Annotated in this window: 23 protein-coding genes; 14 read left to right on the top strand and 9 right to left on the bottom strand. The window is 61.2% G+C overall.

Going from position 1 to position 24,363, the window contains the following annotated elements:
* The first annotated feature begins 30 nt into the window (after window positions 1–30).
* Window positions 31–705, top strand: coding sequence for a DNA repair protein RadC (gene radC, locus PSH86_RS29715; RefSeq protein ID WP_116833744.1), 675 nt, complete (start codon window positions 31–33; stop codon window positions 703–705).
* Window positions 706–853: 148 nt separating this feature from the next.
* Here radC and PSH86_RS29710 read toward each other — a convergent pair whose 3' ends face one another.
* Window positions 854–2,440 carry an ABC transporter substrate-binding protein gene (locus PSH86_RS29710; RefSeq protein ID WP_109752711.1) on the bottom strand — a complete coding sequence of 529 codons (1,587 nt, stop codon included), beginning with the start codon at window positions 2,438–2,440 and terminating at the stop codon, window positions 854–856.
* Window positions 2,441–2,876: 436 nt separating this feature from the next.
* Between PSH86_RS29710 and rpmB the strand changes: the two genes are divergently transcribed.
* Complete coding sequence (rpmB, locus tag PSH86_RS29705) at window positions 2,877–3,110, top strand: 50S ribosomal protein L28 (RefSeq protein WP_003177273.1); 234 nt, start codon at window positions 2,877–2,879, stop codon at window positions 3,108–3,110.
* A gap of 11 nt (window positions 3,111–3,121) precedes the next feature.
* A complete protein-coding gene (gene rpmG / locus PSH86_RS29700; protein ID WP_003177274.1) occupies window positions 3,122–3,277 on the top strand; it encodes a 50S ribosomal protein L33 in 156 nt (51 codons plus the stop codon).
* A 74-nt stretch (window positions 3,278–3,351) separates the two neighbouring features.
* Here rpmG and PSH86_RS29695 read toward each other — a convergent pair whose 3' ends face one another.
* Window positions 3,352–3,606, bottom strand: coding sequence for a peptidase inhibitor (locus tag PSH86_RS29695; RefSeq protein WP_232199874.1), 255 nt, complete (start codon window positions 3,604–3,606; stop codon window positions 3,352–3,354).
* A 170-nt stretch (window positions 3,607–3,776) separates the two neighbouring features.
* Window positions 3,777–4,139, bottom strand: coding sequence for a cupin domain-containing protein (locus tag PSH86_RS29690; protein ID WP_305486773.1), 363 nt, complete (start codon window positions 4,137–4,139; stop codon window positions 3,777–3,779).
* A 244-nt stretch (window positions 4,140–4,383) separates the two neighbouring features.
* Here PSH86_RS29690 and PSH86_RS29685 point away from each other — a divergent pair, with 244 nt between their 5' ends.
* Both PSH86_RS29685 and PSH86_RS29680 read left to right on the top strand, forming a co-directional pair.
* Window positions 4,384–5,877 carry an aldehyde dehydrogenase gene (locus PSH86_RS29685; protein WP_109752709.1) on the top strand — a complete coding sequence of 498 codons (1,494 nt, stop codon included), beginning with the start codon at window positions 4,384–4,386 and terminating at the stop codon, window positions 5,875–5,877.
* 191 nt (window positions 5,878–6,068) lie between these two features.
* Window positions 6,069–7,211 carry an MFS transporter gene (locus tag PSH86_RS29680; RefSeq protein ID WP_163856183.1) on the top strand — a complete coding sequence of 381 codons (1,143 nt, stop codon included), beginning with the start codon at window positions 6,069–6,071 and terminating at the stop codon, window positions 7,209–7,211.
* 28 nt (window positions 7,212–7,239) lie between these two features.
* Here the strand turns inward: PSH86_RS29680 and PSH86_RS29675 are convergent, their stop codons facing one another.
* The gene (locus PSH86_RS29675) at window positions 7,240–8,805 is read right to left on the bottom strand and encodes a phospholipase D family protein (RefSeq protein WP_109752707.1); all 1,566 of its coding nucleotides are present in this window, start codon (window positions 8,803–8,805) and stop codon (window positions 7,240–7,242) included.
* A gap of 61 nt (window positions 8,806–8,866) precedes the next feature.
* Complete coding sequence (locus tag PSH86_RS29670; protein WP_109752706.1) at window positions 8,867–10,300, bottom strand: PLP-dependent aminotransferase family protein; 1,434 nt, start codon at window positions 10,298–10,300, stop codon at window positions 8,867–8,869.
* A 179-nt stretch (window positions 10,301–10,479) separates the two neighbouring features.
* Between PSH86_RS29670 and PSH86_RS29665 the strand changes: the two genes are divergently transcribed.
* A complete protein-coding gene (locus tag PSH86_RS29665; protein WP_134926397.1) occupies window positions 10,480–10,725 on the top strand; it encodes a DUF1127 domain-containing protein in 246 nt (81 codons plus the stop codon).
* A gap of 133 nt (window positions 10,726–10,858) precedes the next feature.
* Here PSH86_RS29665 and PSH86_RS29660 read toward each other — a convergent pair whose 3' ends face one another.
* On the bottom strand, window positions 10,859–12,172 hold the full coding sequence (locus tag PSH86_RS29660; RefSeq protein ID WP_109752704.1) for an FAD-binding oxidoreductase: 1,314 nt from the start codon (window positions 12,170–12,172) through the stop codon (window positions 10,859–10,861).
* A gap of 145 nt (window positions 12,173–12,317) precedes the next feature.
* On the opposite strand from PSH86_RS29660, the gene PSH86_RS29655 reads away from it, so the two are divergent.
* Entirely contained in the window at window positions 12,318–12,671 is a 354-nt protein-coding gene (locus tag PSH86_RS29655; RefSeq protein WP_109752703.1) for a YkgJ family cysteine cluster protein, read from the top strand.
* Window positions 12,672–12,791: 120 nt separating this feature from the next.
* Here PSH86_RS29655 and PSH86_RS29650 read toward each other — a convergent pair whose 3' ends face one another.
* The gene (locus PSH86_RS29650; protein WP_003206849.1) at window positions 12,792–13,280 is read right to left on the bottom strand and encodes an Lrp/AsnC ligand binding domain-containing protein; all 489 of its coding nucleotides are present in this window, start codon (window positions 13,278–13,280) and stop codon (window positions 12,792–12,794) included.
* Window positions 13,281–13,435: 155 nt separating this feature from the next.
* On the opposite strand from PSH86_RS29650, the gene dadA reads away from it, so the two are divergent.
* The 6 genes from dadA (at window position 13,436) to PSH86_RS29620 (ending at window position 19,566) form a co-directional block, all read left to right on the top strand.
* Complete coding sequence (gene dadA, locus PSH86_RS29645) at window positions 13,436–14,740, top strand: D-amino acid dehydrogenase (RefSeq protein WP_305486768.1); 1,305 nt, start codon at window positions 13,436–13,438, stop codon at window positions 14,738–14,740.
* Complete coding sequence (locus PSH86_RS29640; protein WP_109752699.1) at window positions 14,712–15,065, top strand: RidA family protein; 354 nt, start codon at window positions 14,712–14,714, stop codon at window positions 15,063–15,065. The genes dadA and PSH86_RS29640 overlap by 29 nt, the downstream gene beginning before the upstream one ends.
* Before the next feature lie 95 nt (window positions 15,066–15,160).
* A complete protein-coding gene (alr, locus tag PSH86_RS29635) occupies window positions 15,161–16,234 on the top strand; it encodes an alanine racemase (protein WP_116833740.1) in 1,074 nt (357 codons plus the stop codon).
* A gap of 128 nt (window positions 16,235–16,362) precedes the next feature.
* Entirely contained in the window at window positions 16,363–16,911 is a 549-nt protein-coding gene (locus PSH86_RS29630) for a cupin domain-containing protein (protein ID WP_109752694.1), read from the top strand.
* Between the two features lie 182 nt (window positions 16,912–17,093).
* A complete protein-coding gene (locus PSH86_RS29625; protein WP_003206840.1) occupies window positions 17,094–17,507 on the top strand; it encodes a cytochrome c5 family protein in 414 nt (137 codons plus the stop codon).
* A gap of 136 nt (window positions 17,508–17,643) precedes the next feature.
* Complete coding sequence (locus PSH86_RS29620; protein WP_232199868.1) at window positions 17,644–19,566, top strand: acetyl-CoA hydrolase/transferase C-terminal domain-containing protein; 1,923 nt, start codon at window positions 17,644–17,646, stop codon at window positions 19,564–19,566.
* 108 nt (window positions 19,567–19,674) lie between these two features.
* Here the strand turns inward: PSH86_RS29620 and PSH86_RS29615 are convergent, their stop codons facing one another.
* Window positions 19,675–20,247, bottom strand: a complete 573-nt coding sequence (locus tag PSH86_RS29615) for a xanthine phosphoribosyltransferase (protein ID WP_109752690.1) — start codon at window positions 20,245–20,247, stop codon at window positions 19,675–19,677.
* Window positions 20,248–20,316: 69 nt separating this feature from the next.
* Entirely contained in the window at window positions 20,317–22,326 is a 2,010-nt protein-coding gene (rep, locus tag PSH86_RS29610; RefSeq protein ID WP_109752688.1) for a DNA helicase Rep, read from the bottom strand.
* A gap of 272 nt (window positions 22,327–22,598) precedes the next feature.
* Between rep and PSH86_RS29605 the strand changes: the two genes are divergently transcribed.
* Window positions 22,599–24,269 carry a bifunctional diguanylate cyclase/phosphodiesterase gene (locus PSH86_RS29605; RefSeq protein ID WP_109752686.1) on the top strand — a complete coding sequence of 557 codons (1,671 nt, stop codon included), beginning with the start codon at window positions 22,599–22,601 and terminating at the stop codon, window positions 24,267–24,269.
* Window positions 24,270–24,363 lie beyond the last annotated feature (94 nt).

Raw genomic sequence — 24,363 nt, 5'->3', positions numbered from 1 at the left:
GAACAGCGGTGCCACAATCAGGGAGATGTCATGAGTATTCGGGATTGGCCGACGGCCGAGCGGCCGCGGGAGAGGTTATTGGAGTGGGGGGCGGCGAGTCTTTCGGATGCCGAGCTGTTGGCGATTTTCCTGCGCACGGGGGTGTCCGGGAAAAGTGCGGTGGACCTGGCGCGACATCTGCTGCATCAGTTCGGCGGCCTGCGGATTCTCCTGGAGGCCGATCTGCGCACCTTCAGCGCGCACCTGGGCCTGGGGCCGGCGAAGTTCGCGCAGTTGCAGGCTGTGCTCGAAATGGGCCGTCGGCATCTGGCCGAAAACCTGCGACGAGATTCTGTACTGGAAAGTCCGCTGGCAGTGCGGGACTACCTCAAGGCCATGCTGCGCCACGAGCCCCATGAGGTATTTGGATGTCTTTTCCTGGATTCCCGGCATCGGGTGCTGGCATATGAGGCGTTGTTTCGCGGCTCCATCGACAGCGCCAGCGTCTATCCCCGGCAGGTGGTCAAGCGTGCCCTGGCCCATAACGCCGCTGCATTGATCCTGTGCCACAACCATCCCTCCGGCAATACCGAACCCAGCCAGGCCGACCGGGTGCTCACTGAACGGCTTCAGGAGGCGCTGGAGCTGATCGATGTGCGGGTGCTCGATCATTTCATCGTTGGCGAGGGGGAGCCGCTGTCGATGGCGGAGTATGGGTGGATGTAGGCCCGGTCAGGCTTGAATAATCCCTTGTGGGAGCAAAGCTTGCTCGCGATAGCGGTTTTACAGCCAACACAAGGGTTGTATGTGATGGCGTCATCGCGAGCAAGCTTTGCTCCCACAGGCTCCCCCGGCGGGGCTCTGGGGGCCGGGGTTACTTGAGGCTGACTTTGGAGTAATCCTGCCGCCCAAACGGGCTGACCGCATAACCCTGCACATCCTTGCGGGTCAGCGCGAACGCCGTTGGGTGGGCCAGCGGCAGCCACAGGGCCTGTTGCTGGATCTGCGCCTGTGCCTGTTCGTAGAGCTTGGCACGCACACCCTGTTCGCCGGTGGTCTTGCCGGCGCTGATCAGTTTGTCCAGGTCCGGGTTGCAGTAGCGGGCGAAGTTGGTCCCGGACTTGACCGCTGCGCAGGAAAACTGCGGTGTGAGGAAGTTGTCCGGGTCGCCGTTGTCGCCCGCCCAGCCCATGAACAGCAGGTCATGTTCGCCGGCTTTGGCGCGGCGGATCAGTTCGCCCCATTCGATCACGCGGATTTCGGCCTGGATGCCAATTTCCGCCAGGTCGGACTGCAGCAGTTGCGCGCCGACGCTGGGGTTGGGGTTCAGCAGGCTGCCGGATGGACGAGTCCAGATGGTGGTCTGGAAACCCTCCTTCAAACCGGCCTTGGCCAGCAATTCACGAGCCTTGGCTGGGTCATGGGTGTAGCCCGGCAGGCTCTTGGCATAGCTCCAGGTGTTCGGCGGGTAGGGGCCATTGGCGGCTTCGGCGGTGCCTTCGAAGACAGTCTTGAGGTAGCTGGCCTTGTCGAATGCCAGGTTGATGGCTTGACGCACCTCAGGTTTGTCCAGCGGCGGATGCTGGCTGTTGATCGCCACGAACGCGGTCATGAAGGCGTCGGTCTGGGCCACGCTCAGCGTGGGCTCCTGGCGGGCGGCCTGTACATCCAGTGGCTTGGGTGACAAGGCGATCTGGCATTCATTGCGCCGCAGTTTCTGCAGGCGAACGTTGGCATCCGGCGTGATCGCGAAAACCAGCGGGTCCACTTGGGGCTTGCCGCCAAAATAATCAGCGTTGGCCTTGTAGCGAATTGAGGCGTCTTTCTGGAATCGGTTGAAAATGAATGGGCCGGTACCGATCGGTTGGCTGTTGAGTTTTTCCGGTGTGCCGGCCTTGAGCAACTGATCGGCGTATTCGGCCGAATAGATGGAGGCAAAGCCCATGCTCAACGTCGCCAGGAAGGTCGAGTCCGCGTGATCGAGGGTGAAGCGAACGGTCAACGGGTCCAGTGCGTCGATTTTCTTGATCAGAGCGGGTAGCTGCATGGACTGGGCGTGGGGGAAACCACTCTGCGCAACCTTGTGCCAAGGATTCGCCGGGTCGAGCATGCGTTCGAAGCTGAATTTCACATCTTCGGCGGTCAGGTCGCGGCGCGGCGTGAAGTACTCGGTACGATGGAACTTGACCTGTGGGCGTAGCTTGAACAGGTAGGTCAGGCCGTCGGTCGAGACTTCCCAGTGCTCGGCCAGGCTGGGGACCACCTTGCCGCTGGCGGTGTCGAAATCCACCAGGCGGTTCATCAGCACGTCGGCAGAGGCGTTGGTAGTCGTCAGGGAGTTGTACTGGACGACATCGAACCCTTCCGGGCTGGCTTCGGTGCAGACGCTCAGGGCGGCGGCCAAGGCCTGCGGGGTAATCAGCAGAGGGGCGAGCAACAATGGTAGGGCAGCGAGGCGCATGGTCGGTTTCCTGTGCAAGTCGAAGGCCCATCTGCGAGTGCAGTCTGGAAAAGGCCTACCCTAGTGGGCTCGTCGCTAAATGACTATCCCCTTTTTGCATTTTCCGGCACTCTGCGCCGGCGCGTTGATGGCTCAAAACCGTCGCGGGTGAAAAAAACCTGCGCGCAGCGACGAGTGGTAACGGGCCGCGCCGGCCTTTACTCCAGCCGTCCGGGGCGGTTGGTCGAGCATTCCCGGTGAAGACAAATCACATCGGCTGTTGTTGCGCTGTGGTCTTTCTGGTATAAAGCAGCGCTCTTTTCTAGGGGCCCGGTTCCTTCACTGTAGGTGTAGCCGGTAAGACCCTTAAAGAAACGCGGCGCCTGGCGCCAAATGACTGAGAGATTAAGCGGCCAACCCATGCCGGGTTGGGCATGTGGTTTTAGAGGGCTGAGGCATGTCGAGAGTCTGTCAAGTTACCGGTAAGGGTCCGGTGACTGGGAATAACATTTCCCACGCAAACAACAAAACCCGTCGTCGTTTCCTGCCGAACCTGCAGCATCACCGCTTCTGGGTTGAAGAAGAGAAACGTTTTGTGCGTCTGCGCGTATCTGCCAAGGGCATGCGCATCATCGACAAGCGTGGCATCAGTGTCGTGCTGGCCGAACTTCGTCGCGATGGCAAGGTTTAAGGGAGCTAATCATGCGTGAATTGATTCGTTTGATCTCGAGCGCCGGTACTGGTCACTTCTACACTACCGACAAGAACAAGCGTACTACCCCGGACAAAATCGAGATCAAGAAATATGATCCGGTTGTTCGCAAGCACGTGATCTACAAGGAAGGCAAAATCAAGTAATTGATTTTTCCCTTCTTACGAAAAAGGCCCGTATCGCGAGATACGGGCCTTTTTTGTTGTGCGTGTGAAGTCGATCAGCCGCAGTTGATGCTCACAATGATCCTGTCGGCATTGGTGTGCAGGTTGATGCGTCGCGGGCGCAGATCCCAGCTCGTAGGATACTTCGGGCCCGTGGCGCGCACGGGAGCCCCATTGGCCAGGGCGCGAACTTCTTCAAGCAGTTCAGGGGTGCATTTTTGGCCGATGGTGTATTGGGCGATGGCGAGATCGCATTGATCGGTCGGCATGGGAATGACGACGGTGTCGCCTTGATCGGGTAAGACGGGCATGTTGCCTCCTTGCAAATAGTCATAGAGTTGGGGCGCTCACCTGTCGGCTCGGCCGCACGTCCTGTGCGTTGCCGTTGTGACGATAAAATGCGTGGCGCCCGGGGGGCAGTTTCATCTGCAGTGGTGGTCACCGACCAGCGAAAGAGTGTCAGCGGCTTTTTCAGCGGGGCTCAAGCCTTCTGCTCGAAGACCACATAGATCTTGCGGCACGACTCCAGCACTTCCCAGGTGCCCTTGAACCCCGCTGGAATGACAAAACGGTCGCCGGCCCGCAAGGTCTTGGCATTGCCATCGTCGTCGCGCAGCACGGAAACGCCCTGGACGATCTCGCAATATTCATGCTCGGTGTAGTTGACCATCCACTGACCGACGGCGCCTTCCCATACGCCCGCATTCATTTGCCCGCAGGGGCTGCTGTAGTGGTTGAACACGGTTTGTTCGGGATCGCCCTTGAACACTTTGGCCGCGTCCGGGCGATAGCGTTCGGCAGGGGTATTGGCCTGGCTGAAATCGACGATGTCCTGAATGCTCATGCGGTAGATCCCGGTGATGGCTTGGAAGGTTTCGAGTCTATGTTTATTAAAACGAACATCGCAAGGCCGTTTACCGGCGTTATGTCAAATATATTGAAACATGACCAGCCGCTGGTTTAGGGTGGCGGGTGCCCTGTGCCGAAGATAGCGCCGAAAACAGCGCGGGAAACAGGCTGGCCGGGCAGAATTCGTTGAGCGCTGCGCATTGCGCGGCGTTCTTACTCAATAAGAGGAGGACACACGCATGACCACCCTGACTCGTGCCGATTGGGAACAACGCGCCCGCGACCTGAAGATCGAAGGCCGTGCCTTTATCAACGGCGAGTACACCGATGCGGTGTCCGGCGAAACCTTCGATTGCCTCAGTCCGGTCGATGGCCGCCTGCTCGGCAAGATCGCCAGCTGTGACGTTGCCGACGCCCAGCGTGCCGTCGAAAACGCCCGCGCCACTTTCAATTCCGGCGTCTGGTCGCGCCTGGCGCCAAGCAAGCGCAAAGCCACCATGATTCGTTTCGCCGGCCTGCTCAGGCAGAACGCCGAAGAGTTGGCCCTGCTCGAAACCCTGGACATGGGCAAGCCGATCAGCGACTCGCTGAACATCGACGTCCCAGGCGCAGCTCAAGCGTTGAGCTGGAGCGGCGAAGCCATCGATAAGCTCTACGACGAAGTGGCGGCCACCCCGCACGATCAGTTGGGCCTGGTAACCCGTGAGCCGGTGGGCGTCGTGGGCGCTATCGTGCCGTGGAACTTCCCGCTGATGATGGCCTGCTGGAAGCTTGGTCCGGCGCTGTCCACCGGCAACTCGGTGGTGCTCAAGCCGTCGGAAAAATCCCCGCTGACCGCCATCCGTATCGCTGCCCTGGCGATCGAAGCCGGCATTCCGAAAGGTGTGCTGAACGTACTGCCGGGCTACGGCCATACCGTCGGCAAGGCCCTGGCCCTGCACATGGACGTCGATACCCTGGTGTTCACTGGCTCCACCAAGATCGCCAAGCAACTGATGATTTACTCCGGCGAATCCAACATGAAGCGTGTCTGGCTGGAAGCCGGCGGCAAGAGCCCGAACATCGTGTTTGCCGATGCCCCGGATCTGCAAGCCGCTGCCGAATCCGCCGCCAGCGCCATCGCGTTCAACCAGGGCGAAGTCTGCACTGCCGGTTCGCGGCTGTTGGTGGAACGCTCTATCAAGGACACCTTCCTGCCGCTGGTGATCGAAGCCCTCAAGGGCTGGAAGCCCGGCAACCCCCTGGACCCAGCTACCAATGTTGGCGCACTGGTGGACACTCAGCAGATGAACACTGTGCTGTCCTACATCGAGGCCGGTCACAGCGACGGCGCGAAGCTGGTGGCCGGTGGCAAGCGCATTCTTGAGGAAACCGGCGGCACGTATGTCGAGCCGACGATTTTCGATGGCGTGAGCAACGCGATGAAAATCGCCCAGGAAGAGATTTTCGGCCCGGTGCTGTCGGTCATCGCCTTCGACACGGCCGAGGAAGCCGTGCAGATCGCCAACGACACGCCGTACGGCCTGGCTGCGGCGGTATGGACCAAGGACATTTCCAAGGCCCACCTGACGGCCAAGGCCCTGCGTGCCGGCAGCGTTTGGGTCAACCAGTACGACGGTGGCGACATGACCGCGCCGTTCGGTGGCTTCAAGCAGTCGGGCAACGGCCGCGACAAGTCGCTGCATGCGTTCGACAAGTACACCGAGCTGAAGGCGACCTGGATCAAGCTGTAACGGTGATGGCCCCCAGGGTGACCGGGGGCTTCATGCAGTGTTGATCTCCCTGTGGGAGCGAGCCTGCTCGCGATAGCGGTATGACAGTCGACGATTCAGTTGAATGTTGCTCCGCATCGCGAGCAGGCTCGCTCCCACATTGTTTTGTAGTGATGCCTGAAAAATCGATAACTCTCCACAGGAGCGTGGAAATGCGTTGGGCGACTTATTTCGCCGTGTTGGCGTCTGTCCTGAGTGTCGGCCTGGCCCTGGGCGTAAGCATGCCGCTGGTGTCGCTGCGTCTCGAGGGCTGGGGCTATGGCTCGTTCGCCATTGGCGTGATGGCTGCGATGCCGGCTGTCGGGGTGTTGCTCGGGGCCAAGGTGTCGAGTCGGTTGGCGACGCAGTTCGGCACGGCGAGGTTGATGCGCCTGTGCCTGTGGGGTGGGGCGCTGTCCATCGGATTGCTGGCGCTGTTGCCCAGTTATCCGGTCTGGTTGGTGCTGCGCCTGGTGATTGGCGTGGTCCTGACCCTGGTGTTCATTCTCGGCGAGAGCTGGATCAACCAACTGGTCATTGAGCAATGGCGCGGACGGCTGGTGGCGCTTTATGGCAGTAGCTATGCCCTGAGCCAGTTGGCCGGCCCGTTGCTGCTGGGAGCGCTTGGAACCGATCATGACTACGGCTTCTGGGTGGGTGTCGGCCTGCTGTTGATCGCACCCTTGCTGTTGCTGGGCCGCAGCGGGGCACCGAGTAGCGAGGCCGGCAGCGTCACGTTTGGCGATTTGTGGACGTTTTGCCGAGGTTTGCCGGCGATTGCCTGGGCGGTGTCGTTGTTCGCTGCGTTCGAGGCGATGATCCTCACGTTGCTGCCGGTCTACTGCTTGCGCCAGGGCTTCAGCGCTGACATTGCGTTGGCGATGGTCAGCACCGTGGTGGTCGGCGATGCCTTGCTGCAATTGCCCATTGGCGCCCTGGCCGATCGAGTGTCTCGCCGGGCGCTGTTGACGGGGTGCGCGGTGGCACTGACGTTATCGAGCCTGGCGGTTCCGCTTTTGATCGATACCCTGTTGATCTGGCCGCTGTGGGTGCTGTTCGGCGCCAGCGCGGGAGGTTTGTTCACCTTGTCGCTGATCCTGATCGGCGAGCGTTACCGCGACGATGCACTGGTACGGGCCAACGCTCATGTCGCGCAGTTGTGGGGGCTCGGTTGCCTGATCGGCCCGCTGGCGGCGGGAGCGGGCAGCCAATGGATCAGTGGGCATGCGCTGCCTTTGTTCATGGCGGCGGGGGCGTTCGGCTTGGTGATCCTGCTGTTGCGCCAAGGGGCATTCGGGGCGACACAAACGGCCTGAACATCCTTGCCACAAAAGCGGCCCGGGCCTAAAGCATCCGCTCCAACCCGATGGTCGTGGCGAACCAGGCATTGAACCGGCGCCACCAACTGCCCGGTTCGCGGCCCAGGTCGTGGGTCTGGCCGTTGTCTTCGGTGGTCCATACGAGCTTGTCATTCTCCAGCCGAGCCTGATAACTCAGCGCTGGCGCCATGCCCTGCAAGGCCAGCTCGCGGACTTGGCCGGCAAGCTCCGGGCTGTCCACCAATACGCCGACCTCGGTGTTCCACAGCACCGAGCGCGGGTCGAAATTGAACGAGCCAATGAAGGACTTTTGCTGGTCGAAGATGATCGCCTTGCTGTGCAGGCTGGAATCCGATTCGCCGTAGGATTTGCTGTAGAACAGGTGAGGGCTGCTGCCTTTGTCGCCCGGTTGCCGTCGCAACTCGAACAGGCGCACGCCATGTTCCAGCAGCGCCCTGCGATACGGCGCATAGCCGCCATGCACCGCTGGCACATCGGTCGCTTCCAGGGAGTTGGTCAAGAGACTCACCGACACCCCGGCATCGGCGCGGCTGGTCAGGTACACCAAACCTGGCTGGCCGGGGACGAAGTAGGCGGAAATCATGATCAGTTCCTTGCTGACCCCCGTCAGTTCGGGCCCCAGTTGCGTGGTCAGCAACAGTTGCGGATCCGGCTCGTCCTTGGCCAGCACTTTGCTGGGCGCGTCCCACAGCGCCTGGTTCCAGGCCCAGATCAACTGGTCACGCCAAGTATCCAGGCGCGGCTGGGTCTTGTAGGCGGTCAGTTGCTGGTAGAGCGCGTGGTTTTCCTTCTGGGTCTGCTCCAGGGACTCTTGCAGGCGCAGGCGGCTGTTGGCCAGGTCCTTGGGCGTGGGGCGAGGAGACAGAAACTGTTCGATGGGCTTGCTCAGGGCGCTGTTCCAATATTGGTCGAAACTGTGCCCCAGTTGTTCGGCTACCGGCCCGACGCCGAGCAGGTCGATGTCGGTAAAGTTCAGGTTGGGTTCGGCGTCGAAATACTCATCGCCCAGATTGCGGCCGCCGACGATGGCCATGCTGTTGTCCGCCAGCCACAGCTTGTTGTGCATCCGTCGATGCTGCAACGACAGGTTGAACAGGCGCCCGAGGCTACGAGTCACGCCGGTGGCGCGGCCCAGGTGCAGGGGGTTGAACAGGCGAATCTGGATCCGCGGGTGCGCGGCGAGGGTCGCGATAATCTGATCCTGGCCGTCGCTGGTGGTGTCGTCCAGCAGGATGCGCACGCGCACGCCCCGGTCGGCGGCCTTGAGCAGTTCATCCACCAGCATCCGCGTGCTGATACCGTCGTGGACGATGTAATACTGCAGGTCCAGGCTGCTTTGGGCATGACGGATCAGCTCGGCCCGGGCGGTGAAGGCTTCGGTGCTGTCGGAGAGCAACCGAAAGCCGGAACGGCCTTCATGGGGCGCGGCTTGGGCCTGGACCGAGCGGCCGAATGAGGATTCGGCGGCTGGCAACGCTTGGGAAGGCTCGCGGCTGATATCAAAACTGGCGCAGCCGCCCAGCAGCGAGGCGACTAACAAAAGCGAAGGCAGGATCGATCTGGATCTCACGTAGGAGCGTTCCGCTTGTTTGCGTTGATCGGCTGTTGGGTACTGCTTCCCTGGATAAAGCTCAGACGACGTCGCGCTGGGTTTCGTTCAACAACGCGATGGCAGCGGCGCCCACTTTGCGTACGGCCTCTTCGATCTGCGCCGTTGGCTTGGCAGCGTAGTTCATCCGCAGACAGTTGCGGTACTTGCCCGATGCCGAAAAGATGCTGCCGACTGCGACCTGCACGCCTCGGTCCAGCAGGACCCGATTGAGCTTCAATGTGTCGAAGCCTTCCGGCAACTCGACCCACAGCATGAAGCTGCCCCGCGGGCGACTGGCACGGGTGCCCGACGGAAAGTAGCGGCTGACCCAATCGATCATCACGTCGCGATTGCGCTGGTATTGCGTGCGCATCCGGCGCAAATGGGGTTCGAAATGTCCGCCCTTGAGAAATTCGGCAATGGCAATCTGCGGCTGTGGCGCGGTGGAGCCGGTGCTGATGTATTTCATGTGCAGCACCCGCTCCAGATACCGGCCCGGCGCGACCCAGCCAATTCGCAGGCCTGGGGCCAGGGTCTTGGAAAAAGAACTGCAGAGCAGGACGCGGCCGTCTTCATCGAAGGACTTGATGGTGCGTGGGCGAGGGTAGGTGTAGGCCAATTCTCCATACACATCATCCTCGATGATCGCCACGTCGAAACGCTGTGCCAGGTTCAGCAGCGCGCGTTTATTAGCGTCGGGCATGATGTAGCCCAGCGGGTTGTTACAGCTGGGGGTCAACTGTATGGCCTTGATGGGCCATTGCTCCAGCGCCAGTTCCAGTGCGTCCAGGCTGATGCCGGTGAGCGGGTCGGTGGGGATCTCCAAAGCCTTCATGCCCAGGCCCTTGAGAGTTTGCATGGCTCCATGAAAGCTGGGTGAGTCCACCGCGACGATATCGCCTTGTTCGCAGGTGGCGCGGATGCTGACCGACAGGGCCTCATGACAGCCGGTGGTGACGATCAAATCGTTGGGGCCCAGTTGGCAGCCGGAATCCAGCGACAGGCGGGCGATCTGTTCGCGCAACGCGAGGTTGCCGTAGATGTTGTCGTAATACAGGCCAGGCATGTCTTGTCGGCGGCTGATCTGCGCCAGGCTGCGTAGCAGCGGTTTCATGGTCGGCGAATTGATATCCGGCATGCCGCGTCCCAGTTGCACCACGTCCGGGCGGGGTACGGCGCGGATCAGTTCCAGCACCTGGTCCCACTGGGAAATATCCACTGGACGCTGGGCCGGACGGCCTACCACCGGCAGGTCTGGCAGTTCGCGACCCACAGGTACGAAATAGCCGGACTTGGGTCTCGGCATTGCCAGCCCGCTGTCTTCCAGCACGCGATAGGCCTGCTGCACCGTACTCAAGCTGACCCCATGTTCCGTGCTCAATGCCCGCACTGAGGGCAGCCGGTCGCCGGGACGGTAGAAGCCCTGTTCGATGCGGGTGCCGAGCAGTTCGGCGAGGTTCACGTAGAGGGTCATGGTGCACTCCCGATGAGATGGACAACTGCAACCGATACAGTTGGGTTGGAAAATGACGATTCAGTGGCGCAGAAACCGAATCTGTATGCTTATAAAATAAATAGGTTGAATCTGTATTGCTTTTGACTGTCCGCGCATCATGAAACCTCTGGCTACCCAAGTAAACAGGAGCGATCAAAATGAACGGCTTGAGCGATGTGCGGCTGACGTTACACAGTCAGGAACTGGCGGCAGGGCAGGAGAATGGGCTGCGCGACGCAATGTTGCGCAATGCGCCGTCCGACCTGAGCCGCTGGGCCCTGTTCTGGCATCGTCTGCATACACGCAAAGCCTTGTTGGAACTTACACCCGAACAGTTGCGTGATATCGGGCTGAGCCGGGAGCAGGCGCGGGAGGAGGGGTTGAAACCGTTCTGGCGGCTTTGAAGCGGTGTGGGGCCTGAGATTGCTATCGCGGGCAAGCCTTGCTCCCACAGATTTGCTTGCTCCCACAGATATGAACGTGACCTGTGGGAGCAAGGCTTGCTCGCGATAGCGTCGTCAGTCGTGGTGAAGCTCTTTAAACCAACTCTTTCAACCGATGCCACAACATCCCCAGTGCCAACAGCGGCGATCGCAGGTGCTTGCCGCCGGGGAAAGTCATGTGCGGGACCCGCGCGAACAGATCGAAGCCACTGCTGTGCTGTCCGCTGATCGCTTCGGCCAACAATTTGCCGGCCAGGTGCGTGGCGTTCACGCCATGGCCGGAATAAGCCTGGGCGTAATACACATTGGGCTGGTCCTTGAGCCGGCCGATCTGCGGCAAACGGTTGGCACCGATGCCGATCATCCCGCCCCATTGATAATCGATTTTCACCTGCGCCAACTGCGGGAATACCTTGAGCATCTTCGGACGCATGTAGGCGCCAATGTCCTGCGGGTCCCGGCCGGAATAGTGGCAGGCCCCGCCGAACAACAGGCGTCGATCCGCCGAAAGCCGGTAGTAGTCCAACGCCACGCGTTGATCGCAGACCGCCATGTTCTGTGGCAATAACGCCTGTGCCTGGGCTTGGCTCAAGGGTTCGGTGGCGATGATGTAGCTGCCGGCCGGCAGCACTTTGCCGCCCAGTTGCGGATTGAGTCCATTGAGGTAGGCGTTGCAGCCCAGTACCAGCGTCTTGGCGCGAACCGAACCCTGCTGGGTGTGCACCTTCACTTCAGGGCCGTAGTCGATACGCGTGACTGCCGATTGCTCGAACAGCCTGACTCCCAGTTGCTGCGCGGCGGCGGCTTCGCCCAGGGCCAGGTTCAGCGGATGCAGATGGCCCGAGCCCATGTCGATCAACCCGCCGACGTAGCGATCCGAACCCACGACGCTGTGCATTTCGTCGGCTTGCAGCAGCCGGGTCTGGTGGCGATAGCCCAGGCTGCGCAGCTCTTCGGCATCTTCGGCGAAGCCTTCCAGGTCGCTGGGCTTGTTGGCGAGGTCGCAGTAACCCCAAGTGAGGTCGCAAGGAATCTGAAAACGCTCGACACGTTGTCGGACGATTTCCACGGCCTCAAGGCCCATGAGCTTCATCTGGCGTACGCCGTCGGCACCAATGATCGGCTCGAACTGATCGAGACCATGGCCGACGCCGCGAATCAGTTGACCGCCGTTACGCCCGCTGGCGCCCCAGCCGATCCTGTGCGCCTCTAGCAGCACTACGCTCAGGCCGCGCTCGGCCAGTTCGATCGCCGTGTTCAACCCGGAAAACCCACCACCCACGACGCAGACATCCGTCACCAACTCCCCCTGCAATACCGGATGGTCCGGTTGCGGCAGGCTGCTGGCGGCGTAATAAGAGGCGGCGTGCGCGTGGCTCGGGACAGGTTGCTGAACACGGGCGTTCATGTGCGTAATCCTGATTATTGTGTTTGAGAAATTTTACGGAGCATAAGCCGGGGATTCCTCCCTGGGCAACACCGGTCGGTTGGCGCTGTCTGGCCCGTGGCTTTTAAGGCAAAATCCCGGACCATCTTTCCCGGTAGCCGCCTCGATGAGCTGCAACAGTCAAAAAATCCGCACGCTTCGCCAGCAGATTCCCACGTTCGAGTGCGTGCCGGGCTGCCATGACTGCTGTGGTCCGGTGACCACCTCGCCCGAGGAAATGGCCCGCTTGCCCCGCAAGACTCGCGCCGAACAGGACGCGGCCATGGACGCGCTCGACTGCGTGCACTTGGGCCCCAACGGTTGCACCGTGTATGACGAGCGACCGCTGATCTGTCGGCTGTTCGGCACCACGGCGACCCTGCCATGCCCCAATGGGCGGCGGCCGGTGGAACTGATTCATCCGCGGGTCGAGCAGCAGATTCATGAATACATGGCCAGCAACCGGCAGGTGTTGGTCTAGCAGGCAGCGATACCGAGTCGCGGCCTTCGCGAGCAAGCCCGCTCCCACAATGGATCTCTGTGTGGGGGCGAGCCTGCTCGCGAAAGCGGCCGTCCAGATAACCATTGCCTTAAGCCAGGCTCAATCCGGAATCGGCAGGTTCAAGCTCTCCTTCACCTCTTCCATGACGATATAGCTCTTGGATTCGCGCACATGGGGCAGCTTGAGCAGGATGTCTCCCAGTAGCTTGCGGTACGAAGCCATCTCGGAAATCCGTGCTTTCACCAGATAATCGAAATCCCCTGACACCAGGTGACATTCCAGCACGTGAGGCAGCTTCAGCACTGCGCGCCGGAATTCTTCGAACGTATCGCCGGATTTGTAATCGAGGCTGATCTCGACAAACACCAGCAGGCTACCCTTCAAATGTTGCGGGTTGAGCCGGGCGTTGTAGCCCATGATGATGCCCTCGCGCTCCAGGCGCCGTACCCGCTCGGTGCAAGGCGTGGTGGAAAGGCCGACCTTTTCTCCCAGCTCGGTGAAGGAGATTCGTCCGTCCGCCTGAAGGATGCGCAGGATGTTGCGGTCGATCTTGTCCAGCTCGCGTTTGGTCTGGGTGTTGGTACGCACAGGGGATGCGCCTCCGTAAAAAGGGTTATTGCCGAGAATTCTCGCCAAATATAGGCATTTATATAGTGAAAAGCACTGGCTAATCTTTCTTACACTGCGCCCATCTGAGCTATGTACAACAAACGTCAGCGGTTATCCGCGATGAGGGCATCAACATGCGCGTTCTGGTATTGGGTAGCGGCGTCATCGGTACCGTCAGTGCTTACTATCTGGCCCGGGCCGGATTCGAAGTGGTGGTGGTCGACCGTCAGCCAGCGCCTGCGATGGAAACCAGTTTCGCCAATGCCGGCCAGGTGTCGCCGGGGTATGCCTCGCCGTGGGCCGCGCCGGGCGTACCGCTCAAGGCCATCAAATGGCTGCTGCAGCGCCATGCGCCGCTGGCGATCAAGGCCACTGCCGACATTGACCAATACCTGTGGATGGCACAGATGCTGCGCAATTGCACCGCCAGCCGCTATGCCATCAACAAGGAGCGCATGGTGCGCCTGTCCGAGTACAGCCGTGATTGCCTGGACGAGCTGCGCGCCGAAACCGGCATTGCCTACGAAGGCCGCAGCCTGGGGACCACACAGTTGTTCCGCACCCAGGCCCAGCTCGATGGCGCGGCGAAAGACATCGCGGTGTTGAAAGAGTCCGGTGTACCGTTCGAAGTGCTCGACCGTGCGGGCATCGCCCGGGTCGAACCGGCCCTGGCCAATGTCACCGACATCCTGGCTGGCGCCTTGCGCCTGCCCAACGACCAGACTGGCGATTGCCAGATGTTCACCACGCGCCTGGCGGAAATGGCGACGAAGCTGGGTGTGCAATTTCGCTTCGGCCAGGATATCCAGCGCCTGGACTTCGCCGGTGACCGCATCAACGGTGTCTGGATCGACGGCAAGCTGGAAACCGCCGACCGCTATGTGCTCGCCCTGGGCAGCTATTCGCCGCAATTGCTCAAGCCCCTCGGGATCCGCGCACCGGTGTATCCGCTCAAGGGTTACTCCCTGACCGTGCCGATCACCAATCCGGCGATGGCGCCGACTTCGACCATCCTCGACGAAACCTACAAGGTCGCGATCACCCGGTTCGACAACCGCATTCGGGTGGGCGGCATGGCGGAAATCGCCGGTTTTGACCTGTCTCTCAACCCGCGTCGGCGCGAAACCCTGGAGATGATCGTCAACGACCTTTATCCTCAGGGCGGCAATCTGGCCGAGGCGAGTTTCTGGACCGGCCTGCGCCCGACCACCCCGGACGGCACGCCGATCGTGGGTGCCACGTCCTTCAAGAATCTGTTCCTGAACACCGGTCACGGCACCCTCGGGTGGACCATGGCCTGTGGTTCCGGTCGCCTGTTGGCCGACCTGATGGCGAAGAAAAAACCGCAGATCAGCGCCGAAGGCCTCGATATTTCCCGTTATGGCAGCAAACACCAGGAGTCTGCAAAACATGTCAATCCAGCGCCAGCTCACCAATGACCGCATGAGCCAGGTTGTCGTGCACAACGGCACCGTTTACCTGGCGGGGCAGGTCGGCGACGACATGAGCGCCGGTATCGAGCAGCAGACCCGTGAGACCCTGGCCAACATCGAGCGCTTGCTGGACTTGGCCGGGACCGACAAGAACCGTCTGTTGTCGGTGACGATCTACCTGAAAGACATCGAGGCGCACTTCGAAGGCATGAACGCCGTCTGGGACAAATGGTTGCCCAAAGGCGTCGCCCCGGCCCGCGCCACGGTGCAAGCCAAGCTGTGCGAGCCGGAGATTCTGGTGGAGCTGTCCGTCGTGGCTGCGCTGCCGTAATACCGGCCAAACGATCCCTCTCCCGGCGCTGTTGGTGGTTATGCTGTCAGCCGGCGCCGGTTTTTTATTCAATGACCGCCTAGAAGTCTGCCGCCATGCGTCCAGCCCGTGCCCTGATCGACCTTCAAGCCCTGCGTCACAATTACCAATTGGCCCGCGAAGTCACCGGGGCCAAGGCCTTGGCGGTGATCAAGGCCGACGCCTACGGGCACGGTGCGGTGCGTTGCGCCGAGGCGCTGCAGGAAACGGCGGACGGGTTCGCCGTGGCCTGCATCGAAGAAGCCCTGGAACTGCGGGCCGCCGGGATCCGTGGGCCGATCCTGCTGCTGGAAGGGTTCTTCGAAGCCGATGAACTGCCGCTGATCGTCGAGCACGATTTCTGGTGCGTGGTGCATTCGTTGTGGCAGCTCGAAGCGATTGAAAAAGCCGCGCTGAGCCAGCCGATCACTGTCTGGCTCAAGCTCGATTCGGGCATGCACCGGGTTGGCCTGCATCCGGCGGACTACCAGGCCGCCTACCGTCGTCTGCTCGCCAGTGGCAAGGTGGCGAAGATTGTCTTGATGAGCCACTTCGCCCGTGCCGATGAACTGCACGACCCCAGCAGCACCGAGCAACTGGCGATATTCGACAAAGCCCGCCAGGGCCTGGTGGCGCAGATCAGCCTGCGCAACTCACCAGCGGTGCTGGGCTGGCCGCAGATACCCAGTGACTGGGTGCGCCCGGGCATCATGCTCTACGGTGCCACGCCCTTTGACGAGCCCAATGCCGTCGCCTCGCGCCTGCAACCGGTGATGACCCTGGAGTCGAAGATCATCAGTGTGCGCGAATTGCCCGCCGGCGAACCGGTGGGCTATGGTGCCCGTTTTGTGACCACGCAACCGACCCGGGTTGGCGTGGTCGCCATGGGCTATGCCGACGGCTACCCACGCCAGGCCCCCACCGGTACTCCGGTGCTGGTGGAGGGGCAGCGCAGCCAGTTGGTCGGGCGGGTGTCGATGGACATGCTGGCTGTCGACTTGACCCATATCCCCCAGGCCGGGCTCGGCTCGACTGTGGAGTTGTGGGGCAAGAACATCCTCGCCAGTGACGTCGCCAAGGCCGCCGACACGATTCCCTATCAGATTTTCTGCAATCTGCGGCGGGTGCCACGGCTCTATTCCGGGCATTGACGCACGGCGCGCGCTACCGAAAGTCGCTTCACCGCACAGGATTCGGGTCAAAGTGTTGTAAATACTGAACGCTGTCGCCATGATAACGCTCACTTTCCACACAACCTGATTCCCTGGAGGCTCCAGCATTGGACGTCGGTGAACGACTGCAAGCCATTCGTAAACTCAAAGGCCTTTCCCAGCGTGAACTCGCCAAGCGCGCGGGCGTCACCAACAGCACTATTTCGATGATCGAGAAGAACAGCGTCAGCCCCTCGATCAGCTCGCTGCGTAAGGTCCTTGGCGGGATTCCCATGTCCATGGTCGAGTTTTTCTCCGAAGAAATCCTTCAGGAGAAACCGACCCAGATCGTCTACAAAGCCAACGAACTGATCGACATCTCCGACGGCGCCGTGACCATGAAGCTGGTGGGCAGGGCACACCCGAGCCGGGCGATTGCCTTTCTCAACGAAATCTATCCGCCGGGCGCCGACACGGGTGAAGAGATGCTCACCCATGAGGGCGAGGAAACCGGGATCCTGGTGGAAGGGCGGCTGGAGCTGGTGGTCGGTGTCGAGACCTTCGTACTCGAAGCTGGCGACAGCTACTATTTCGAAAGCACCAAGCCCCACCGTTTCCGTAATCCGTTCGATGTGCCGGCGCGACTGATCAGCGCAGCCACACCGGCCAATTTCTAGAAAAAGGGCGCCAGGCCCGCCGGGCAAAGGCACACGGAGAATGTGCCGACATTGCAAACAAGACCCTTACGACTTTGGGGTTGTTTCAGTGTGACGGGCTTACCGCTATACTTGCGCCCGCCTGCAAACCGTGGCCGCAGGCGTGACTAGCCACCATTGAGGGTGTACGCGTGAACCTAATTATGAAAATGCTGGCTGCACCAGCAACCGTATTGGCCCTATGGGCAGTCAGTGCCCAAGCGGCGACCACCGACGAAATCGCCAAGCGCCTTGAACCGGTCGGCCAGGTCTGCGTTCAGGGGAAAGAATGCAAGGGCATGGAAGTTGCCACTGCCGCTGGCGGCGCGGGTGGTGCCAAGAAGCCGGCTGATGTGATTGCGAAACACTGCAACGCTTGCCATGGCACGGGCCTGCTGGGTGCGCCGAAAATCGGTGACAAGGCTGCCTGGAAAGAGCGCGCCGATCACCAGGGCGGTCTCGACGGCATCCTGGCCAAGGCCATCACCGGCATTAACTCCATGCCGCCAAAAGGCACCTGCGCCGATTGCTCGGATGACGACCTCAAGGGCGCCATCAAAGAGATGTCTGGCCTGTAATACGCCGACATCCTTCACAAAAAAGCCGCTTACGAGCGGCTTTTTTGCGTCCGCTGTTTTGCCAGGGCTGTTCATCGCAACCAAGACGCGGCAAGCTCGGTCCAACCCACATTCATGGAATGTCCAGGAGGGTCCGATGGTGCAGTTGTGTTCAATCGAACAGGCGGTGGATGACGTGCTCCAGCGCCTGCCCGCGCATATTCACCTCGGCATGCCCCTGGGGCTGGGCAAACCCAATCTGTTCGCCAACGCGTTGTACCGGCGCATCGCCCAACTGCCCGAGCGACAGCTGACGATCTACACCGCCCTGAGCCTGGGCCGGCCGAACCTGGGCGATGGTTTGCAGAAGCGCTTCCTCGAACCCTTTATCGAACGGGTCTTCGGTGATTACCCCGAACTGGATTACCTGGCCGACCTGCACCACGACAGCCTGCCGGCCAATATACGGGTCGAGCAGTTCTTCATGCAGCCCGGCAGCCTGTTGCACAGCGCGTCGGCCCAGCAGAACTACGTCAGCAGCAACTACAGCCACGCGGCCCGGGACATCAACGCGGCCGGCTTGAACCTGGTGGCGCAGTTGCTGGCGAGCGACCCACAGCACCCGGATCGCCTGAGCCTGAGCTGCAACCCGGACATCACCCTGGATCTGCTGCCGATGATCGCCAAGCGCCGGGCGGCCGGGGAGACCATCCTCCTGGTCGGCCAGGTACATAACGATTTGCCCTACATGCCGGGCGACGCGGAAGTCGGCATCGACACTTTCGACCTGCTGATCGACGAGAAGGACAATCACACATTGTTCTCTACACCGAACATGCCGGTGGGCTTCCAGGATCATCTGATCGGCCTGCACGCCAGTACCCTGGTGCGCGACGGCGGAACGCTGCAGATCGGCATCGGCTCCATGGGTGATGCATTGACGGCGGCCCTGCTGGCGCGCCAGGCCGATAACGCTGGTTACCAGGCGTTGCTGGCGGACCTGAACCTTAGCCAGTGGGCGCAACTGATCGAGCGCGAGGGCGGCGTCGAGCCGTTTGCCAAAGGGCTGTACGGTTGCAGCGAAATGTTCGTCAACGGTTTGCTGGTACTGGCCGAGGCGGGGATCATCCGGCGCAAGGTCTACCCCGACGAACCGACCCAGGAACGGGCCAACGCCGGGACCCTGGACGAGGCGGCGCAACCTGACGGCATCTGCATACACGGCGGATTCTTCCTCGGCCCGCAAAGTTTTTACGACCGTCTGCGCGAGTTGCCGCAAAGCCGTCGTCTCGAATTCAACATGACCCGCATCAGTTACATCAACGAGTTGTATGGCCAGGAGCAACTCAAGCGCCTGCAGCGCCTCGATGCCCGTTTCATCAACACGGTCTTCACCATGACCCTGCTGGGGGCCGGGGTGGCCGATCAGTTGGAAGATGGGCGGGTGCTCAGCGGCGTGGGCGGGCAGTACAACTTCGTCGCCCAGGGTCATGCGCTGGAGGGCGGGCGTTCGATCCTGCTCCTTCGCAGTTGGCGTGAGGCCGGAGGCGAGATCAGCTCGAACATCGTCTGGGAGTACGGCCATTGCACGATTCCCCGGCACCTGCGCGACATTGTGGTGACCGAGTACGGCATTGCCGACCTGCGGGGCAAGACCGATGCCGCGGTGATCGAGGCGCTACTGAACATCAGCGATTCACGTTTCCAGCCGGGATTGATCGAACAGGCGCAAAAAGCCGGCAAGTTGCCGAAGGATTTCCGTCTCGACCCACGATTCGCGGACAACACCTCGGAACGTTTACAGGCCATCCAGGCGCGGCACCCGAATCTATTTCCGGAGTACCCGCTCGGGTGTGATTTCGACGCGATAGAGCGGGACCTGTTGCGGGCACTGAACTGGCTCAAGAGCAAGTTCAAGCTCACCGAGATTCTGGAGTTGGGCAAGGCGGCGCTGGATGCGCCGCAGCCCTGGGAGTTTGCCGGGCATCTGGAGCGGATGCAGTTGACCAATCCCGAAGGACTGAAGGAGGAGTTGTTCCAGCGGTTGTTGCTTGCCGGGCTCAAGGCCACCGCGCCTTAACGGTGCGCACATTCCACTGTGGGAGCGAGCCTGCTCGCGATAGCGGTCTGTCGGGCACATTGATGTGACAGACAAATCGCTATCGCGAGCAGGCTCGCTCCCACAAGGTTATTCGATGAAGGTGACGACACCGTCCGCCAGGGACTTCACCCGAGCCAACGATTCAACACGGTAGCCCTGGGCATCCAGTTCCGCGCGCCCCCCCTGGAACGACTTCTCGATCACGATCCCCAGCCCGGCCACGGTGGCGCCGGCCTGCTTGATGATGGAGATCAGCGCCTGGGAGGCTTTGCCGTTGGCGAGGAAGTCATCGATGATCAGCACCCGGTCGCTGCTGGTCAGGTGGCGCGGGCTGATGGCGACGGTGCTTTCGGTTTTCTTGGTGAACGAATACACGGTGGCCGACAGCAGGTTCTCCGTCAGGGTCAGGGACTGTTGCTTGCGAGCGAAGATCACCGGCACGCCGAGGTTCAGCCCGGTCATGATCGCCGGGGCAATGCCCGAGGCTTCGATGGTGACGATCTTGGTGATGCCCGAGTCCTTGAACAGCGCCGCGAATTCATCGCCGATCAGCTTCATCAACTGCGGGTCGATCTGGTGGTTGAGGAACGCGTCGACTTTCAGAACCTGGTCGGAAAGCACGATGCCTTGCTCGCGAATTTTCTGGTGCAGGGCTTCCATGAAGCCTCCTCTGGTGACGTCTTCAGCGTCTGGATTGGGTAAAAAGCGTGGTGGAAAAAGTAGTCGATTCTAGCGCTTTAACATCGCGCGTATATCCGCCAGGGCGCTGTTGCCGCGCACGACTTTGACTTCCGTCGGCGTGTCGTCGTTGCCTTCCCAGGCCAGGTCGTCCGGCGGCAGTTCATCGAGAAAGCGGCTCGGGGCGCAGTCGATCACTTCGCCGTATTGCTTGCGCTTGGCGGCGAAGGTGAAGGCCAGTGTCTGGCGCGCCCGGGTAATCCCGACGTAGGCCAGGCGCCGTTCTTCTTCGATGGTGTCGGCCTCGATGCTGGAGCGGTGTGGCAGGATCTCCTCTTCCATGCCCATGATGAACACATAGGGGAACTCCAGGCCCTTGGAGGCGTGCAGCGTCATCATTTGCACGCCTTCGGCGCCGTCTTCCTCTTCCTGCTGGCGCTCGAGCATGTCCCGCAGTACGAGTTTGCCGATGGCGTCCTCGACCGTCATGTCGCCGTCTTCGTCTTTTTCCAGGGTGTTCTTCAACGCCTCGATCAGGAACCAGACGTTGCCCATGCGGTAATCGGCAGCCTTGTCGCTGGAGCTGTTGGTGCGCAGCCAGTTCTCGTAGTCGATGTCCATCACCATGCTGCGCAGTGCCGAGATCGGATCTTCCCCGGCGCACTGCTCGCGGACCTTGTCCATGAAGCGCTTGAAGCGCGCCAGGCGATCGGTGAAGCGGCTGTCCAGATGCTCGCCCAGGCCGATTTCGTCGGTGGCGGCGTACATCGAGATCTTGCGCTCGGTGGCGTAGTTACCGAGCTTTTCCAGGGTGGTCGAACCGATTTCCCGGCGCGGCACGTTGATCACCCGCAGGAAGGCGTTGTCGTCGTCCGGGTTCACGATCAGGCGGAAGTAGGCCATCAGGTCCTTCACTTCCTGGCGTCCGAAAAAGCTGTTGCCCCCCGACAGGCGATAAGGGATCTGGTGATGCTGCAGCTTCAGCTCGATCAGCTTGGCCTGGTAGTTGCCGCGATACAGGATCGCAAAATCGCTGTACGGCCGGTCGGTGCGCAGGTGCAGGCTGAGGATTTCCATGGCCACGCGCTCGGCTTCGGCGTCTTCGTTGCGGCAACGGATCACGCGGATCTCGTCACCGTGGCCCATTTCGCTCCACAGTTGCTTTTCGAACTCGTGGGGGTTGTTGGAAATCAGCACGTTGGCACAGCGCAGGATGCGGCTGGTGGAGCGGTAGTTCTGCTCCAGCATCACCACTTTGAGCGATGGATAGTCTTCCTTGAGCAGCATCAGGTTTTCCGGCCGCGCGCCGCGCCAGGCATAGATCGACTGGTCGTCGTCGCCTACCACGGTGAACTGGTTGCGTTTGCCGATCAGTAGCTTCACCAGCAGGTACTGGCTGGCGTTGGTGTCCTGGTATTCGTCCACCAGCAGGTAGCGGACCTTGTTCTGCCATTTTTCGAGGATGTCGGCGTGGTCCTGGAACAGCTTGACCGGCAACAGGATCAGGTCGTCGAAATCCACCGCGTTGAACGCCTTGAGCGTGCGCTGGTAGTGGGTGTAGACGATGGCGGCGGTCTGCTCCTTGGGGTTGCGGGCGTTTTCCAGGGCTTCTGGCGGCAGGATCAGGTCGTTTTTCCAGGCGCCGATCATGTTCTTGATCTCGTCCACGCCGTCGTCGCCCGAGTATTCCTTCTGCATGATGTCGGTCATCAGGGCCTTGACATCGGTCTCGTCGAAAATCGAGAAGCCCGGTTTGTAGCCCAGTCGCGCGTGTTCCTTGCGGATGATGTTCAGGCCCAGGTTGTGGAAGGTACAAACCGTCAAGCCACGGCCCTCACCGGCGCGCAGCAGGCCGCCGACCCGCTCCTTCATTTCCCGGGCGGCCTTGTTGGTGAAGGTCATGGCGACGATGTACTGGGCGCGGATGCCACAATTCTGGATCAGGTGCGCGATCTTGCGGGTGATTACGCTGGTCTTGCCGGAGCCTGCGCCGGCGAGCACCAAAAGAGGGCCGCCGACATAGTTCACGGCTTCTTGCTGCCGGGGATTGAGTCGGGACATGACAGAGTCAGGGATTCGTTTGCGAAATGGGCCGGCATTTTAACAGGCTCAGAGAATTGTGCTGCTCTGTCCGACTTGTGACGCACACCGCATTGTCATTTGCCGCTTCTGCTACTTTCACGCAGGATGTGGGGCCAATTGCGTCCAGCACAGGATTTCGAGTGGAAAAAACCACCGAAAGCGCGTGTTTGAGAACCATTGGCATTGGTCATTGCCCATCGGCGCGTCATAATGCCCGGCGCCTACCACCTTGCAGAGTCTAGGGAGTCAGCTTGTCAACGCCTGTCGAACCCTTGCGTTTGCTGTTATTGGCCCAAGAGCCTGCGTGGTCAGCAATATTGCGCGAGTGCCTGGCGCCCATGGGGCCCTCGGTCGTGTTGATCAGCGCCCCGAGCTGGGAGTCAGTCAGCAGCCTGTTCGAAGATAACCGCAACGCGGTACTGCTGACCGTTGCGGCGTTACAACCGGCGCCGGGCCGTTGCAGCCTGCCCACTATCCTGTTGCTTGAGCACGAACCGGCGCTGGCCCCCGACGGCGTCAGCGACTGGTTGGTGCGTGATGCCCTCGACACCGCGACCCTGCGTCGTTGCCTGCGCCATGTGCGCGAACGTGGCGTGCTGGAAAACACCTTGCAGCGCCTTGCCGAACAGGACCCGTTGACGGGCATTGCCAATCGCCAGGGTTTCCAGACGCTGCTGGCGGCACGTCTGGCGGAAAACGATGGCCGGGGCCTGGCCCTCGGTCACCTGGACCTGGACAACTTCCGTCACGCCAACGACGCCCTTGGCCATCAGGCCGGTGATCGCTTGATCCTGCAAGTGGTGTCGCGACTCAAGAGCTCGCTCGAGGCCGGCGATCAATTGGCGCGCTTGGGCAGCGATGAATTCGCCCTGCTGATCGACACCCGCCGCGCGCCACAACGGGCCGAGTGGATGGCCGAGCGCATTACCGAAGCCTTGGCCGAGCCCTATTGGGTGGACGGTGAAAGCCTGCTGATCGGTTGCAGCCTGGGCGTTGCCCACGCTCGTGCCCAGGCCGGCGCCGATCCGCTGATGTGGCACGCCCACATCGCCATGCAGCAGGCCAAGAGCACCCAGGGCTGCACCTTTCATATCTTCAACGAGCGCATCAACCGCAACGCCCGCAGCCTCGCCGACCTGGAAAGCGAACTGCGCCGGGCACTGCGCCGTGACGAGTTGGAGCTGCATTACCAGCCACGGCTGAACCTCGATGGCGGCCACATTGTCGGCCTCGAAGCGTTGGTGCGCTGGCGTCATGGCGAACGCGGATTGTTGCCACCGAGTGAGTTCGTGCCGCTGGCCGAACAGAGCGGCCTGATCGTGCCACTGGGCTACTGGGTGATTTCCCGGGCGCTGCGGGACATGCAGGCCCTGCGCGAACGGGGGCTGGCGCCGTTGCACATGGCAGTCAACCTGTCGTTCCGGCAGTTCCAGGACAGCCAGTTGCTGCCGACCCTGAGCCGACTGATTGCCGAACGGGGGGTCGAGGCGCAATGGCTGGAATTCGAACTCACCGAAACCGCCGTCATGCGCCGCAGCGAGCTAGTCAAGCAGACCATGGATGCCCTGGGTCGCCTGGGGGTGCGCTTCTCCCTGGACGACTTCGGCACCGGGTTCTCCTCGTTCGTGCACCTCAACAGCCTGCCCATCGCCTTGCTCAAGATCGACAAGAGCTTCGTCGGCGGCATGGAGCAGCGCGAAGAGAATCGCAAGCTGGTGCACGCCATGATCAACCTGGCCCACAACCTCAACCTGGAGGTGGTGGCTGAAGGCGTGGAAACCCGGGAGCAACTGGACCTGCTGCGCGGCTTTGGTTGCGACCAGGTACAGGGCTTCCTGATCAGCAAGCCGTTGCCGCTGCCTGAATTGGTTGAATACCTGACATTCGATGGCAATCAGCAGTCCACACTGGAAATGAGCTAATACAAATTCCTGTGGGAGCGAGCCTGCTCGCGATAGCGGTAGACCAGTCGGCAGCTATATTGACTGACACATCGCCATCGCGAGCAGGCTCGCT

This window comes from Pseudomonas sp. FP2300 (assembly GCF_030687595.1).
Classification (GTDB): Bacteria; Pseudomonadota; Gammaproteobacteria; order Pseudomonadales; family Pseudomonadaceae; genus Aquipseudomonas; species Aquipseudomonas bijieensis.
This window is presented reverse-complemented; position numbering and strand designations above follow the sequence as displayed.